13 protein-coding genes are annotated in these 14,710 nt (G+C 66.0%); 7 read left to right on the top strand and 6 right to left on the bottom strand.

Going from position 1 to position 14,710, the window contains the following annotated elements:
* Positions 1–211: 211 nt before the first annotated feature.
* Together BJG93_RS09380 and BJG93_RS09375 are read right to left on the bottom strand one after the other, a co-directional pair.
* Positions 212–1,840, bottom strand: a complete 1,629-nt coding sequence (locus BJG93_RS09380; protein ID WP_027198025.1) for a DEAD/DEAH box helicase — start codon at positions 1,838–1,840, stop codon at positions 212–214.
* A gap of 500 nt (positions 1,841–2,340) precedes the next feature.
* Positions 2,341–2,610: an acyl-CoA-binding protein gene (locus BJG93_RS09375; protein ID WP_027198024.1), complete on the bottom strand. Its 270-nt coding sequence runs from the start codon at positions 2,608–2,610 to the stop codon at positions 2,341–2,343.
* Positions 2,611–2,778: 168 nt separating this feature from the next.
* Here BJG93_RS09375 and tsaB point away from each other — a divergent pair, with 168 nt between their 5' ends.
* Genes tsaB through BJG93_RS09355 form a run of 4 tightly spaced genes read left to right on the top strand, consistent with a single transcriptional unit; the run spans position 2,779 to position 6,146 of the window.
* Entirely contained in the window at positions 2,779–3,624 is an 846-nt protein-coding gene (tsaB, locus tag BJG93_RS09370; RefSeq protein ID WP_027198023.1) for a tRNA (adenosine(37)-N6)-threonylcarbamoyltransferase complex dimerization subunit type 1 TsaB, read from the top strand.
* Positions 3,621–4,115, top strand: a complete 495-nt coding sequence (gene rimI, locus BJG93_RS09365) for a ribosomal protein S18-alanine N-acetyltransferase (RefSeq protein ID WP_027198022.1) — start codon at positions 3,621–3,623, stop codon at positions 4,113–4,115. The genes tsaB and rimI overlap by 4 nt, the downstream gene beginning before the upstream one ends.
* Positions 4,102–5,118, top strand: a complete 1,017-nt coding sequence (locus BJG93_RS09360; protein ID WP_027198021.1) for a uracil-DNA glycosylase — start codon at positions 4,102–4,104, stop codon at positions 5,116–5,118. Before rimI ends, BJG93_RS09360 begins: the two co-directional genes overlap by 14 nt.
* A 2-nt stretch (positions 5,119–5,120) precedes the next feature.
* Entirely contained in the window at positions 5,121–6,146 is a 1,026-nt protein-coding gene (locus BJG93_RS09355; protein ID WP_034479468.1) for a DUF1853 family protein, read from the top strand.
* Positions 6,147–6,152: 6 nt separating this feature from the next.
* On the opposite strand, the gene thiD is transcribed toward BJG93_RS09355, so the two are convergent.
* Both thiD and lplT read right to left on the bottom strand, forming a co-directional pair.
* On the bottom strand, positions 6,153–6,959 hold the full coding sequence (thiD, locus tag BJG93_RS09350) for a bifunctional hydroxymethylpyrimidine kinase/phosphomethylpyrimidine kinase (protein WP_027198019.1): 807 nt from the start codon (positions 6,957–6,959) through the stop codon (positions 6,153–6,155).
* Between the two features lie 61 nt (positions 6,960–7,020).
* Positions 7,021–8,328 carry a lysophospholipid transporter LplT gene (gene lplT, locus BJG93_RS09345; RefSeq protein ID WP_027198018.1) on the bottom strand — a complete coding sequence of 436 codons (1,308 nt, stop codon included), beginning with the start codon at positions 8,326–8,328 and terminating at the stop codon, positions 7,021–7,023.
* A 218-nt stretch (positions 8,329–8,546) separates the two neighbouring features.
* On the opposite strand from lplT, the gene alr reads away from it, so the two are divergent.
* The 3 genes from alr to BJG93_RS09330 all read left to right on the top strand — a co-directional run bounded on the left by alr (position 8,547) and on the right by BJG93_RS09330 (position 11,429).
* Positions 8,547–9,617 (top strand): alanine racemase, encoded by a 1,071-nt coding sequence (alr, locus tag BJG93_RS09340; protein WP_027198017.1) that lies wholly within the window; start codon positions 8,547–8,549, stop codon positions 9,615–9,617.
* Between the two features lie 3 nt (positions 9,618–9,620).
* Positions 9,621–10,997, top strand: coding sequence for a DNA repair protein RadA (gene radA, locus BJG93_RS09335; protein ID WP_027198016.1), 1,377 nt, complete (start codon positions 9,621–9,623; stop codon positions 10,995–10,997).
* A 153-nt stretch (positions 10,998–11,150) separates the two neighbouring features.
* Entirely contained in the window at positions 11,151–11,429 is a 279-nt protein-coding gene (locus BJG93_RS09330) for a DUF2866 domain-containing protein (RefSeq protein ID WP_027198015.1), read from the top strand.
* Between the two features lie 36 nt (positions 11,430–11,465).
* Here the strand turns inward: BJG93_RS09330 and BJG93_RS09325 are convergent, their stop codons facing one another.
* On the bottom strand, positions 11,466–12,533 hold the full coding sequence (locus tag BJG93_RS09325; RefSeq protein WP_027198014.1) for a CaiB/BaiF CoA transferase family protein: 1,068 nt from the start codon (positions 12,531–12,533) through the stop codon (positions 11,466–11,468).
* An 88-nt stretch (positions 12,534–12,621) separates the two neighbouring features.
* On the bottom strand, positions 12,622–14,577 hold the full coding sequence (locus tag BJG93_RS09320) for an ATP-binding cassette domain-containing protein (RefSeq protein WP_027198013.1): 1,956 nt from the start codon (positions 14,575–14,577) through the stop codon (positions 12,622–12,624).
* Positions 14,578–14,710 lie beyond the last annotated feature (133 nt).

The raw sequence follows: 14,710 nt of genomic DNA, 5'->3' as shown, positions 1-14,710 counted from the left end.
GAGCTTTCGTTTCGCGATGAGAAACGATATCTTCCCTGTTGCAATGGCCGTTCTTGTGCTTTGCAGCATGATTTTTTACGACGCAAAAAATTTTTTTACATCGTGAAATTTGGGGCGGACAGCCTATGGGCGAAAAAAAACCGGCGCCTGAGCACCGGTTTTCTTTCCTGTCGCGGACGGCGCGAAGCCGTCCGGTCTGTCGGATGGGCGATTAGCTGCCGCGACGTGCCGAACGGGGACCGTCGTTGCGGCGCGCGCCGAAGCCGTCACGCGAACCGTAGCCGTCGCGCGAACCACCGCCGAAGCCTTCGCGGGCACCATAGCCGTCACGCGAACCGCCGGTGCTTTCGCGCGAACCGCCAGCCGGCTTGTTGCCCCAGCCGTTGCCATTGCCGCTACCGCTACCGCTACCGCTACCGCTGCGGGAGCCGGCGTAGCCGCCCGGCTTGCCCGAACCGCTGCCGAAGCGACGGCCGTTACCGGCCGGACGGCCGCGCCCGCCGAAGCCAGGACGACCATTGCCCGCAGGCGCCGCCTTGCGCGGCTCGAAGCCTGCGACGACGTTGACCGGCAGCGGCGTGCGCACGAAGCGCTCGATGCGCTTGAGCGCGCCCTGTTCGGCGTGATGCACGAGGCTCACCGCGATACCCGAGCGGCCCGCGCGGCCGGTACGGCCGATACGGTGCACGTAGTCTTCGGCGAACTTCGGCAGGTCGTAGTTGAACACGTGCGTGATGCCGGGGATGTCGATACCGCGAGCGGCGACGTCGGTTGCGACTAGCACGCGCACGCGGCGCTCGCGCAGCGCGCGGATCGTACGGTTACGCGCGCCTTGCGGCAGGTCGCCGTGCAGGGCGGCCGACTCGAAGCCGGCGTCGGCCAGACGGCCTGCCAACTGATCGGCGTCCATTTTGGTCGCGGTGAAGACGATGGCCTGGTCGAGGCCATCGTCGCGCAGCAGATGGTCCAGCAGACGGTCCTTGTGATCGCGGTCGTCGACGTAATGGACGGTTTGCGCGATGTTGGTGCGTTGTTCCAGGCGCTGGACGATCTCGATACGCTCGGGGTCCTTCAAGAGACGGCCGGTCAGCGAGCCGATCTTGCCGTCGAGCGTGGCGGAGAACAGCATGGTCTGACGGGTAGCCGGCGTTTGGGCCACGATCGTGTCGATGTCGTCGATGAAACCCATGTCGAGCATGCGGTCCGCTTCGTCGAGCACGAGGATCTGCAGTTGCGACAGATCGATGCGGCCGCGCTCGAGGTGGTCGATCAGACGGCCCGGCGTGGCGACCAGGATTTCAGGGTTCTTCGCGAGCAGCATCAACTGCTGGCCATAAGCGACGCCGCCGAGAATGCTGACGGTGCGCAGACGCTTCAGGTGCTTGCCGTACGTCGCTGCGGCGGTCGTAACCTGCATCGCGAGTTCACGGGTCGGGGTGAGTACCAGCATGGTCGGACGCGCGACCGGCTGCGGACGGCGGCCGCGGCCACCGTCGGCCGGGCGCGGTTCGCGCGGCTGGCTCGCCTGGGTCTTTTGCAGCTGCGAGAAACGCTCGATGGCGGGCAGCATGAAGGCGGCGGTCTTGCCCGAGCCGGTCGGGCTCGAAACCAGCAGATCGCGGCCGGCGATAGCTGCCGGCACCGCGCGTTGCTGCACCGGCGTCGGGTGCTCGTAGCCGGCGGCGGTCAGCGCGGAGACGACGTCCGGGGACAGGCCGAGCGACGCGAAGGTCGGCTTGGCGTCAGCCGGCGCGGCGGCTTCGGGAGCGGCGGGTGCGAGACCGAGTGCTTCGTCGGCGATGGCGTTCAACGGGCTGCTGGGGGTGTTGCTCAAAGTCATGTGAATCCTTGAAAACGATCCTGGGTGGTTCATCGGATGAAACGTCAACGCCAATCGGCATACCCAAGTCGTCGGATTCAGCGAGCAAAAAAGCAGCGAGCAAATCGAAAAACGGGGGCAACTCGCGACAATGAAGGCGAGTTTCTAGTTAGAAGCTGTATCGGATGCGACGAGCCAACATGGCGAGTCGCCAGCCTGGGACTTGAGCCCGGAGGGGGCTAGGCAGAGGGGACAGGTTCTAAACTGGATTGGAGCAAACGCTATGGCACGCTGCGCCGCGGGGGCCGCTGGAAGAAAAACGGCCAAAGCAGTGAAGCGCAGGCGGCATTATAGCGACATTTGCTGCACTGCGCCACTATTCGGACAATTCCGACGGAACACGTGCCGGAATTAGGCAGGCAAGCGAGGCGGCCGCTCGCAGCGTCGAGTCCGACACCGCCGCGAGGCAGTCGCAGCCGCGTCAGACCGCCACTCCAGCAGACGGCTGGCCTAGCGGCAACTCAGGTCGCGGCGCCGCTTTTCAGCGACTCGACGAGCTCGACGTATTGCTGCTTCGCCGCCTCCTGCGCCGTGCCTTTGAGCGCCGCCCACGCGTCGTATTTGTATTTGCCGACGATGTCGGTGAAGCCCGGCTTGTCGCCGCGCGCGTCGCCTTCGCTCGCCTGTTTGAAGAGCGCATAAAGACGCAGCAGCGTCAGGTTGCCCGGACGCTCGGGCAGTTGCTTGACGTCTTGCTGGGCTTGCGCGAACTGGGCGTTGATGTCGGTCATGGTCGTTTGGCCCGCTCGGCGGGAGAGATGAGATCGGCCGCAAATCATAACAATTGCCCGCCGCCGCGAGGCCGAGGGCTCATTCCAAACGGTGGTGGTCGCAAAGCAGGTCAGCGCGGCCCGCGCAAACCATCATTCACGCGCACGGCGCCGATTACAATACGGTCCATGACTCAAACAGTGCTCCTTGCCCTCGATACATCGACCGAATATTGTTCGGCGGCGCTCGTGTCAGCGTCTGTCGATGCCGCCGGTCAACTCACCGCCGAACCCCGCGTCTGGCTGCGTCACGAACAGACCGGCGCGGTGTCTAGTACACGCCTGCTACCGGCGATCCGCGAACTGTTCGACGAAGCCGGCCTGACGCTGGCGGACTGCGACGCGATCGCGTTCGGCTCGGGTCCGGGTTCGTTCACCGGACTGCGCACGGCGACCGGCGTCGCCCAAGGCCTCGCGTTCGGCCTGAACCTGCCGGTCGTGCCGATCGGCACGCTGCTCGTGTGCGCGGAAAGCGCGCGCCTGCGCGATCCGTCGACGACGCGCGTGCTCGCCGCGCTCGACGCGCGCATGGACGAAATCTACTGGGCCGACTATGCGTGGGACCACGCGCAACGCGAATGGCACACCGTGCAGACGGCCTCGCTCGATGCGCCCGAGCGGCTCGTGCTGCCCGACGGGCCGTTCACACTCGCCGGCAACGCGGCTGCCGCGTTCGGCGAGCGCTTGCCGGCGGCCACGGCCGCGCGGAGCGTCGATGGCGAAGCGTTGCCGCATGCGCTGCCGCTCGCCTATGCGGCGCTGCGCGCGTTTCATGCGGGTCGCACGGTGCCAGCCGATCGGGCCGCGCCCGACTACGTGCGCGACAAGGTCGCGCAGACGACCGCCGAGCGCATGGCCGACAAAGCGGCGAAATCAGCCAAAGCGGTCCATGCCGCCGTGCAGTCGGAGCAGTCCGCCGAGCGCTCGCCGGACGGCGCGTCCGGCCAGCCGTCCAGCGACGAGGCGCGCCCATGAGCGGCGTGCTGCTCGCGGAGCGCTATATGTCGCCGATGACCGAGAGCGACCTGGACGAAGTCGCCGCGATCGAGAAGCTCGCCTATGAGTTTCCGTGGAGCCGCGGCAATTTCGGCGACTCGCTGCGCAATGGCTATTTCGGCATCTGTCTGCGGCACGTGACGGGCACGCTGATCGGCTATTGCGTGCTGATGCCGGTCGTCGATGAAATGCATCTGCTCAATCTGTGCGTCACGCCGCAAGCCCAAGGCGCCGGCGCAGGCCTCGCGCTGCTGCGCGAGGCGGTGCGCATCACGCGCGCGGAGAAGCTCGACGGACTGCTGCTCGAAGTGCGGCCGTCGAATCATCGGGCGATCCGGTTGTACGAGCGCTTCGGCTTCGCGTCGATCGGCCGGCGCAAAAATTATTATCCGGCGCGGCATCGCGGCCGGGAGGACGCGATCGTCATGCGTCTGTCGTTTGCCACGGAGGGCACAGATGGCGCTGCATGAATCGGTGCTGGAAGAATTCGGACTCGCGCCGTTGTGGGTGCGTCGCGGGCTCGCGGTGCAACAGACGGAGGGCGGGCAGGGTGATGCCGTTGCGGCGCAAGCGGACGAGCCGTCGCCATCCATGCGCGAAGACACGAGCGGCGAGCGTCGCGGGGAGCCTTCGCCGCAGACCGCGCACGAACCGCTGCGCGCATCCACCGACATCGCGCCGCAGCAAGCGCCGCGCGAATCTGCGCCGCGCTTGGACGCAACTGCGCAGCGGCGACAAACAACCCAGCCGCGCCCGCAGCCCGACTCTTCGACACCGCCGACTCTCGACGCCCCACCCGACGACGACTTCGCATGGTTCGACGATCAAACCGCGGCGGTCCCCGCATCCGCCGACGCGCGCCGCGATGCGCCCGCGCCGCTGGCCGTCCACACACTCGACTGGGACGCGCTAGCCGAACGTGTCGCCGGATGCGAAGCGTGCCGCCTTTGCGAGAAGCGCACCAACACAGTGTTCGGCGTCGGCGATCGAGAGGCCGACTGGATGTTGATCGGCGAAGCGCCGGGCGAGAACGAGGACCGTCAGGGCGAACCGTTCGTCGGCCAGGCCGGCAAGCTGCTCGATAACATGCTGCGTTCGCTCGCGCTCGCCCGCGGCACCAACGTGTATATCGCGAACGTGATCAAGTGCCGCCCGCCTGGCAACCGCAATCCGCAGCCGGATGAAGTCGCGCGTTGCGAGCCGTATCTGCAGCGCCAGGTGTCGCTCGTGAAGCCCAAGCTGATCGTCGCACTCGGCCGTTTCGCCGCGCAGAGCCTGCTCAAGACCGAAGCGAGCATTTCGTCGCTGCGTGGCCGCGTGCACACGTACGAGGGTGTGCCGGTGATCGTCACCTATCACCCGGCCTATCTGTTGCGCAGCCTGCCCGACAAGGCCAAAGCCTGGACGGACCTGTGTCTCGCGCGCGCGACGTGGCTCGCGAGCGGCGGCGCGCCGTCGAACGAATCCAGGTGACGATGCCCGCGGGGCCGGCCGCGCGAGTGCCCGCCGCGTCTGTCAGCCGGGCGGCGTTCCTCGATACGTTGCTGGGTCTGCCTCGCGATGCTTCGGTCGATGCGTTGCGCGATCCGGCTGTCCGCGACCTCGCGTGGTTGCTGCTGAGTCCCGCTCTGTTGCGCCCCCTGCCGCCGGCGGGCGCGCTCGCCGATCCTTTCGACACACCGCAGGAATTGCAGGCCACGCTCGACTGGCTGCGCGCGCTCGACGCCGCTCCGGCACTTCTGCGTCAGGATCTCGCGGCAGCGCGTATCACGCGTCTTGGCCGCTACGCCGAACGCCTGCTGGGCTTTTTCCTGCGGCATGGACCGGCGGCGCAACTGGTCGCAGCCGGTGTGCCGTTGCGGCACGGGGGCCTTACGCTCGGTGAATGCGATTTCCTCGTGCAGACACGGCGGGGCGCGCGACTGCATTGGGAACTCGCGGTGAAGTGCTATCTGCATGCGGGCGATGCGAATCGGGCAGAGGCGGCGCGTCTCGCCGATTACGTCGGCCCCAATCTGAAAGACCGCTTCGATCTGAAACTCGCGCATCTGCTCCATCATCAGTTGCCGCTCAGTGCGCGCGAGGAATTCGCATCGACGGGCTATGCGGGCGCGTGGACGCCGCAGATGTTCGTCAAAGGCTGGCTGTTTTACCGGCATGGCGAGACGCCCACCGATCCGTCCGAACTCGATCCTGCCCATGCGCGTGGCTGGTGGGTGACGCGTCGAGATTGGCCGGCTTTCGCGCGCGCCCATGGGTACAGGTGGCGGGTGTTGCCGCGACTCGAGTGGCTCGCGCCGCGATATCGAACGCAAGACGGCACGGACGACGCGTGCTGCGTCGATGCGGACACGTTGGCCGCGCAGACCTCACTTCAATCCGGCCCGACGATGGTCGCCGCGTTCATCGACGACAACGCGGGCCATCTGCGTGAACGCTCACGCGGCTTTATCGTGCCCGACGATTGGCCCGAGCACGCGCAGCGTTACGCGAAGCAATAAGGCCGCTCACCACCACCGATGAAAGTGATGCACCGGCCCCACGCCGTGGCCGACGTCGAGCCGCTCGCTCGCCTGCAATGCACCCGTCAGATACACCTTCGCATCGGCCACGGCGCTCGCGAGATCGTCGCGCTGCGTCATCAGCGCCGCAATCGCCGACGACAGCGTGCAGCCCGTTCCATGTGTGTTCTTTACCGGCACGCGCGGACCACCGAGACGCAGCGTGCCGCTTTCCTGCACGAGCCAGTCGGGGCTATCAACCGCGCTCAGATGACCGCCCTTCATCAGCACCGCGCGAGCGCCGAGTGCGCGCAGCGCTTCGCCTTGCTCGACCATGGCGGCTTCGTCGGCGGCGGGCTGCATGCCGAGCAACGCGGCTGCTTCCGGCAGATTCGGCGTCAGCAAATCGGCGAGGGGAAGCAGTTCGTCGCGCACTACCGCGACCGCATCGGGCAGTAACAGCGCGTGATTGCTTTTCGAGATCATCACCGTGTCGAGCACGATGTGTTTGGGCTGGTGACGGCGCAGTGCGTCGGCGACCGCGCGCGCGATCGAGGCATTCGCGAGCATGCCGATCTTCACCGCGTCGATGCGGATATCGTCGAACACCGCGTCGAGTTGCGCGGTGACGAAGCCGGGATCCGGCGCGTGAATCGCGGTCACGCCGCGCGTGTTCTGCGCGGTCAGCGCGGTGATTACGCTCGCGCCATAGGCGCCGAGTGCGGAGAAGGCCTTCAGATCGGCCTGGATGCCAGCGCCGCCGCCGGAATCGGAACCGGCGATCGTCAGCACGTTGGGAATCGATTGAGTCATGGTCGAGCGAGGAAGAAGGAGGACGCGCTCGCGGCTGTCGCGCTCGGCCCGGCGCAACCGATCAGTGCTTGGCTTCGCCGATCAGCGCGACCGAGTCGAAGGCGCGCTGGTTCGCCAGATGGCGCCGCATCACGAGCCACATCATCAGACAGACGAAGGTGCCGAACAGCACGATCACCGCGGAGACCGGCACGTCGAGCCACACCAGCACCGCGTACAGGCACAGCATCACGAGCACGGACAGGTTCTCGTTGAAGTTCTGCACGGCGATCGAATGGCCCGCCGACAGCAGCACGTGCCCGCGGTGCTGCAGCAGCGCATTCATCGGCACGACGAAAAAACCCGACAGGCCGCCCACGAACATCAGGAAGATATACGCGAAAATCAGATAGCCCGGCACGTGCATGCGGCCAAAATAAACGCCCCAGTGCGGGGGAAACAGATCGCGCGTGTAGAACGCCATCAGCATCACGGAGATACCCATCATGATGCCGACCGGCAATACCGACAGCGACTTCTTCAACGGCACCCGCGAGGCCGCGAGAATCGCGCCGCCCGCGACGCCGACCGCGACCACCGCCTGCAAGATCGCCGCCTCGGACAGCGACATGTTCAGCGACACCTCGGCCCACTTCAGCACGATGAATTGCAGCGTCGCGCCCGCGCCCCAGAACAGCGTCGTCACGGCGAGCGAAATCTGTCCGAGCTTGTCGCGCCACAGCACGAGAAAGCAGTCGGCGAAATCGGTGATCAGACGGATCGGCCCGTGTTCCTGTCGCGGGTAGCGCGCGCCGGTGTCGGGAATGCGCAGATTGAACAGCGCGGCGACCACGTACATGGCCATGATTACAAGCATCGCGGCTTCCGCGGGCGTGTTCACGGTGGGCAGATGCCATCTGAGAATCGGCGCGGCAATATGCGGGCTGATCAGCGCACCGCCAAGCACCGTGCCGAGAATGATCGAGCCGACCGTGGTGCCTTCGATCCAGCCGTTCGCGGCGACCAGCCGGTCAGGCGGCAACAGTTCGGTGAGAATGCCGTATTTGGCGGGCGAGTAGGCCGCCGCGCCGAAGCCGACGATGCCGTACGCAATCAGCGGATGCGCGCCGACCAGCATCGTCACGCAGCCGACTACCTTGATCGTATTGGTGATGAACATCACGCGTCCCTTCGGACGGGAGTCGGCGAAGGCGCCCACGAATGCGGCAAGAACGACGTACGACAGCACAAAAAACAGCTTGAGCAGCGGCGTCATCCAGTTCGGAGCGTGGAGATCTTTCAGCAGTGCGATAGCGGCGATCAGAAGCGCATTGTCGGCCAGCGACGAAAAAAACTGCGCGGCCATGATGGTGTAAAAACCTTTTTTCATCTGATGCGATGCTGTCCTCGCTGCGGTCTGTCCGCCCCGGCCGTTTGTCATGCGTCCGGGCTTATGCCGATCGAAATGGGTTGTGCGCACGGCTTTATATCATGAAAATAGCTGAATTCGGACTAGCAGAATCCTTGATCGCGCCGCCCAGCGGGCCGCTCAGCGCTGAAAACGCCCTGTAAGCCGCTGATTCGCAAGTGTCTTTACGAAAAAATCCCATGCCGCGCCCCCTTTCCGCCACGATTCATACCGCTGCTCTCGCCAATAACCTCGCTGTCGCGCGCCGCTTTGCGCCGAAATCGAAAGTCTGGGCCGTCGTCAAGGCCAATGCATACGGGCATGGCCTCGCGCGCGTGTTCCCAGGCTTGCGCGCGACCGACGGCTTCGGGTTGCTGGACCTCGAAGAAGCGGTGAAGTTGCGTGAATTGGGCTGGGCGGGCCCGATTCTTCTGCTGGAAGGCTTTTTTCGGCCGACCGATATCGACGTGATCGACCGCTACAGTCTGACCACGGCGCTGCATTCGGACGAGCAGTTGCGCATGCTCGAAATGGCGCGTCTGTCGAAACCGGTCAACATCCAGCTGAAGATGAACACTGGCATGAACCGGCTCGGTTATACGGTCGAAAAATTCCGTCCGGCATGGGAGCGCGCGCGCGCCTGCCAGGGCGTCGGCCAGATCACGTTGATGACGCATTTTTCCGATGCCGACGGCGAACGCGGCGTCGCGCATCAGCTAGAAGCATTCGAGCGCGGCGCGCAAGGCATCGCCGGTGCGCGCAGTCTTGCGAATTCGGCAGCGACGCTGTGGCATCCGGAAGCGCATTTCGACTGGGTGCGCCCGGGCATCATTCTGTATGGCGCGTCGCCGTCCGGCGTGACGGCGGCCATCGACGGCACGGGCCTGCAGCCCGCCATGACACTCACGTCGGAACTGATCGCCGTGCAGACGCTCAGCGAAGGCAGCTCGGTCGGCTACGGTTCGACATTCACCGCGCGCGGGCCGATGCGCATCGGCGTGGTCGCGTGCGGTTACGCGGACGGCTATCCGCGCGTCGCGCCGGAGAGCACGCCGGTGATCGTCGATGGTGTGCGCACGCGGATCGTCGGACGGGTGTCGATGGACATGCTGACCGTCGACCTGACCCCGGTGCCGACCGCCAACATCGGCTCGCGCGTCGAACTGTGGGGCGCCGCGCTGCCCATCGACGACGTCGCGCAGGCTTGCGGCACGATCGGCTATGAGCTGATGTGCGCAGTCGCGCCGCGTGTACCGGTTCGCGCGGAGTAACGCGTGGCGAAAGCGAAGACGTTGTACGTTTGCAGCGAATGCGGCGGTCAGTCGCCGAAGTGGTCCGGGCAATGCCCGTCCTGTCAGGCGTGGAACACGCTCGTCGAATCTGTCGCCGAGGCGCCGTCCACGCACCGTTTCCAGTCGCTCGCGAAGAGCACGCCGGTACGGCGCCTCGCCGACATCGACGCGTCGGACGTGCCGCGTTTTTCCACCGGCGTCAGCGAATTCGACCGCGTGCTCGGCGGCGGCCTCGTGCCGGGCGGTGTGGTGCTGATCGGCGGCGATCCGGGCATCGGTAAATCGACGCTGTTGCTGCAGTCGCTCGCGGAAATCGCGGCGGACAAGCGCGCGCTCTATATCAGCGGCGAAGAATCGGGCGCGCAGATCGCGTTGCGCGCACAACGGCTGGCGCTGCTCGAGCCCGGCTCGAAGGCGAGCGAACTGCAATTGCTCGCGGAAATCCAGCTCGAAAAGATTCAGGCGACGATCGCCGAACAGCGGCCCGAGGTCGCCGTGATCGATTCGATCCAGACCGTCTATTCGGATGCCCTGACATCTGCGCCGGGCTCGGTCGCACAAGTGCGCGAGTGTGCGGCGCAACTCACGCGCATCGCCAAGCAGTCCGGGACGACGATCATCATGGTCGGTCACGTCACGAAAGAGGGCGCGCTCGCGGGTCCGCGCGTGCTCGAACATATCGTCGATACGGTGTTGTACTTCGAGGGCGACACGCACTCGTCGTACCGTCTCGTGCGCGCGATCAAGAACCGCTTCGGCGCGGTCAACGAGCTCGGCGTATTCGCGATGACCGAGCGCGGCCTGCGCGGCGTCGCCAATCCGTCGGCGCTGTTTCTGTCGCAGCACGAGCAGTCGGTGCCGGGTTCGTGCGTGCTGGTCACGCAGGAGGGCACCCGGCCGCTACTCGTGGAAGTGCAGGCGCTCGTCGATGCAGCCAACGCGCCGAATCCGCGACGCCTCGCGGTCGGCCTCGAACAGAACCGGCTTGCGATGCTGCTTGCGGTGCTGCATCGGCATGCGGGCATCGCCTGTTTCGATCAGGACGTATTTCTGAACGCGGTGGGCGGCGTGAAGATCTCCGAGCCCGCCGCCGACCTCGCGGTGCTGCTCGCGATCCATTCGTCGATGCGCAACAAGCCGCTGCCGAAGGGGCTCGTCGTATTCGGCGAAGTGGGCCTCGCCGGCGAGATCCGGCCGTCGCCGCGCGGACAGGAGCGCCTGAAGGAAGCGGCCAAGCTGGGCTTCTCGGTCGCGGTGATCCCGAAGGCCAATGCGCCGAAACAGCCGATCGAAGGCTTACAGGTCGTTGCGGTCGAACGGATCGAACAGGCCATCGACCGCGTCCGCACGCTCGAGTAGATCGGGCCACGGACGGCTTGCCAGTGCTGTGTACGCTTGCAGTCTCGTAATGGCCGGTAACGATCTCCACATTGGCTGTAACCTGGCCGCCATACCTTTTTCCTAACCTGTACGGACGTGCATCCGTTCCGATGCCCGAAAAAGGATCGCGCTTTGAAACAGTCACATGAAGTCGTAGTCGAGCGTCACCTGCAGGTGCGCGGCTGCCGGGTCTCCGCACCGATCCGTCAGCCTTGGGGCGGCGCTTGCCGGATCGTCGAGTGGATCGACACCGCGGGGCAGATTTCGCGGCGAGTGGTGGCAGCAGACGTGACGGCCGCGGAAGTGCGCGCCACGATCAGCCGCCACGTGGAAGGCCGCAAACACCTGCTGTACGACGACGAGAAGTCGCCGCGTCAAACGCTGCGCAGGCAGACGGTGGCGCCGCGTTGACGCGGGCGGTGCCGCGCCGCGACTGCGCCGCGCGCGTTAGACCGCTGCGCCGTGGCCCTCGTCGTCTGCCGCGGCGGCACTCGAGGCCGCCGCCGAATACGCGTGCGGATTGAACAGCGGATGCTGCGCCGCTTCAGCGGCCGTCAGCACCGGCGACACGCAGCAATCGAGCGATTCCAGCAATTCCACCCATTCGCCGAGCGTGCGCGTCGCGATCACATTGGCGAGCTCCTGAATGAGCGCCACGGCATCGGGGCCGCCGATCGCCTGACCGAGGCTCCAGTGACGCGTCGCCCATTCGGGCCGATCGAGCGCCATGCACAGCGTTTCCCAGAACTTCAGTTCGAGCGCACCGACCGCGAGCCAGCGCGCATCGCTCGTGCGGTACAGGTTGTAGCAGGGCACGCCGCCGTTCAACAGACCGCTGCCCGCGGCGGGCGCCGCCCCTTCGTTGACCAGCGACACCTGCGCGACGAAGTTATGCGCATAGCTCGTGTGCGTCATCGACACATCGACGAAGCGGCCCGCCCCGCCACGCGCGACATGCCAGAGCGCGGCGAGAATCTGCGTGACCGCGCTCAATGCGCCGCCGAGCAGATCGGCGATCTGGAAGTTCGGCAGGATCGGCGCTCCGTCGCGGTTCGCCAGTTGATCGAGCACGCCCGCATAGCCGATGTAGTTCAGATCGTGGCCGGCATGATCCGCGAACGGACCACTCGCGCCGTATCCGCTGATCGCGCAATAGATGAGCCGCGGATTGGCTGCGCACAGCGTCGCGTAACCGAGGCCGAGCCGCTCCATCACGCCGGGCCGGAAGCTCTCGATCAGCACGTCGGCTTCGGCCGCGAGCGCGCGCAGTACGTGGCGTCCCGCTTCGGATTTGAGGTCGAGGCGCGTCTCGCGCTTGCCACGATTGACCATCCGGTAGAACGCGCCGGGCCGGCCCGCGACGCGATCGCTCGACGATTGCATCATCGTGCGCGTGGGGTCGCCCGCGCCGGGCGCTTCGATCTTCAGCACATCGGCGCCGAACTCGGCGAGGCGCAGTGCGGCCACCGGACCCGGCAGCAGGCGCGTGAGGTCGAGCACCCGCAGTCCTTGCAACGGCGGCGGCATCTCCGCGGCCGATGAGTTCGCAAATGACAAAGCCAAGCTCCCGTGGATGCCGGCGCGGCCCGGCTGTTGCGTGCCGCTAGCCGATCTGTTCGAGTTCCTCGTGCGTCTCGAGCCATTCGGCTTCGAGCGTGTCGAGGCGCGCGTTCACGTCTGCCTGACGGCGGATCGCCTCCGTCAGTTTGCTCTTCTGCTCCGGCTCGTAACTCGCGGCATCGGCGACGAATGCATCGAGCGTCGCTTTCTCCGCGTTGAGCGCGTCCATTTCCTTTTCGATCTTCGCGATGCGGCTTTGCAGCGGTTTCTTCAGATGCGCGAGCTTCTGCCGCGTTTCCGCTTCGAGGCGGCGTTGTTCCTTGCGATTGACGTTGCTGTCGCCGTTGGACGCGCCGTTGGACGCTGAATCCGCGGTACCGGAAGCATTCGCTTTCAGCGCCGCCCGCTGCTCGGCGGCATGCTGCAGCAGCCAGTCGCGATAGTCGTCGAGATCGCCGTCGAATTCCTGCAGGCGATGCCTGGCGACCAGCATGAATTGATCGGTCGTCGCGCGCAGCAGATGGCGGTCGTGCGACACCAGAATCAGCGTGCCGTCGAATTGCGCGAGCGCCATCGTCAGCGCGTGGCGCGTTTCCAGGTCGAGGTGGTTGGTCGGCTCGTCGAGCAGCAGCAGGTTCGGCTTCTGCCAGATGATCAGCGCGAGCGCGAGACGTGCTTTCTCACCGCCCGAGAACGGCGCGATCTTCGCGGTCGCCATGTCGCCGGAAAAGTTGAAGCTGCCGAGGAAGTCGCGCAGTTCCTGCTCGCGCGTATCGGGCGCGAGGCGCGCGAGGTGCTGCAACGGTGTGTCGTCCGGGCGCAGCGTTTCGAGCTGATGCTGCGCGAAGTAGCCGATGCGCAGGCCCTTCCCTTCGCGCACGTAGCCGCTCAACGGTTCGAGCGTGCCCGCGAGCGTCTTGATCAGCGTCGACTTGCCTTGGCCGTTCGCGCCGAGCAGGCCGATGCGCTGACCGTTCTGGATCGACAGCATCACGCGCTCGACGATCGGAATCTCGCCGCCGTCTTCGGCGTGGTAGCCGCAGCGCACGTCTTCCATCACCATCATCGGATTTGGCGCGGAGTCGGGCGTACGGAACTCGAACGTGAACGGCGACGAGACGTGCGCGGGGGCGATCAGCTCCATCTTCTCGAGCGCCTTGACCCGGCTTTGCGCCTGACGCGCCTTGGTGGCCTGCGCCTTGAAGCGGTTGATGTAGCTCTGCAGATGCGCGACCGTGCGCTGCTGCTTGTCGTACGCGCTCTGTTGCAGCGCGATCTGCTGCGCGCGCAGCACTTCGAATTGCGAGTAGTTGCCGCCGTAGCGTTTGATCTGCTGGTTCTCGAGATGCAGCGTGACGTTGCACACCGAATCGAGGAACTCGCGGTCGTGCGAGATCACCACCAGCGTACCGGCATAGCGATTCAGCCAGTCTTCGAGCCAGACGATCGCGTCGAGGTCGAGGTGGTTGGTCGGTTCGTCGAGCAGCAGCAGGTCGGAGCGGCACATCAGCGCCTGCGCCAGATTCAGGCGCATGCGCCAGCCGCCGGAGAAGCTGCTGACCGGCTCGCGGGTCTGGTCGAGCGTGAAGCCGAGGCCGAGCAGCAACGCTTCGGCGCGCGCCGGCGCCGTGTAGCCGTCGGCGTCCGCGAACGCGGCGTGCGCTTCGGCTTCGGCCGCGCCGTCGTGCGCCGCGGAGGCCGAAGCGATGCGCGCCTCGATGTCGCGCAGCGCGGCGTCTCCGTCGAGCGTGTAGGCGAGGGCGGTTTTGTCGACGGCGGGTGTTTCCTGCGCGACGTGCGCGATGCGCCAGGTCGGCGGTATCGAGAAATCGCCGCCGTCGGCATGCAGTTCGCCGAGCAGCACGGCGAACAGCGTCGATTTGCCCGCGCCGTTCGCGCCGACGAGGCCGGCTTTTTCACCGGGGTTCAAGGTGAACGTGGTGTTGTCGAAGAGCGGCTTGGTGCCGCGCGCGAGGCTGAACTGATTGAAGCGGATCACGACGTGGCCGGCTGAAGAAAACCGCTATTTTAGACTGCCCGGCGCGTTGCCGGGCGCGCGGCGCCGATTGCTTGTCCGTCGCTTCGCGCGCAGCGGCCATCGGCCATCCGGCCGACTGTATCGGCAGCGCTTT

The sequence above is a fragment of the Paraburkholderia sprentiae WSM5005 genome, from assembly GCF_001865575.2.
Classification (GTDB): domain Bacteria; phylum Pseudomonadota; class Gammaproteobacteria; order Burkholderiales; family Burkholderiaceae; genus Paraburkholderia; species Paraburkholderia sprentiae.
The sequence above is the reverse complement of the archived record's forward strand: the minus strand, read 5'-3'. Positions and strand labels throughout refer to the sequence as shown.

Excerpts from the sequence above, each read along its gene's own strand:
- BJG93_RS09380 (WP_027198025.1), bottom strand. The coding sequence starts at position 1,840 with ATGACTTTGAGCAACACCCCCAGCAGCCCGTTGAACGCCATCGCCGAC.
- BJG93_RS09375 (WP_027198024.1), bottom strand. The coding sequence starts at position 2,610 with ATGACCGACATCAACGCCCAGTTCGCGCAAGCCCAGCAAGACGTCAAG.
- tsaB (WP_027198023.1), top strand. The coding sequence starts at position 2,779 with ATGACTCAAACAGTGCTCCTTGCCCTCGATACATCGACCGAATATTGT.
- rimI (WP_027198022.1), top strand. The coding sequence starts at position 3,621 with ATGAGCGGCGTGCTGCTCGCGGAGCGCTATATGTCGCCGATGACCGAG.
- BJG93_RS09360 (WP_027198021.1), top strand. The coding sequence starts at position 4,102 with ATGGCGCTGCATGAATCGGTGCTGGAAGAATTCGGACTCGCGCCGTTG.
- BJG93_RS09355 (WP_034479468.1), top strand. The coding sequence starts at position 5,121 with ATGCCCGCGGGGCCGGCCGCGCGAGTGCCCGCCGCGTCTGTCAGCCGG.
- thiD (WP_027198019.1), bottom strand. The coding sequence starts at position 6,959 with ATGACTCAATCGATTCCCAACGTGCTGACGATCGCCGGTTCCGATTCC.
- lplT (WP_027198018.1), bottom strand. The coding sequence starts at position 8,328 with ATGAAAAAAGGTTTTTACACCATCATGGCCGCGCAGTTTTTTTCGTCG.
- alr (WP_027198017.1), top strand. The coding sequence starts at position 8,547 with ATGCCGCGCCCCCTTTCCGCCACGATTCATACCGCTGCTCTCGCCAAT.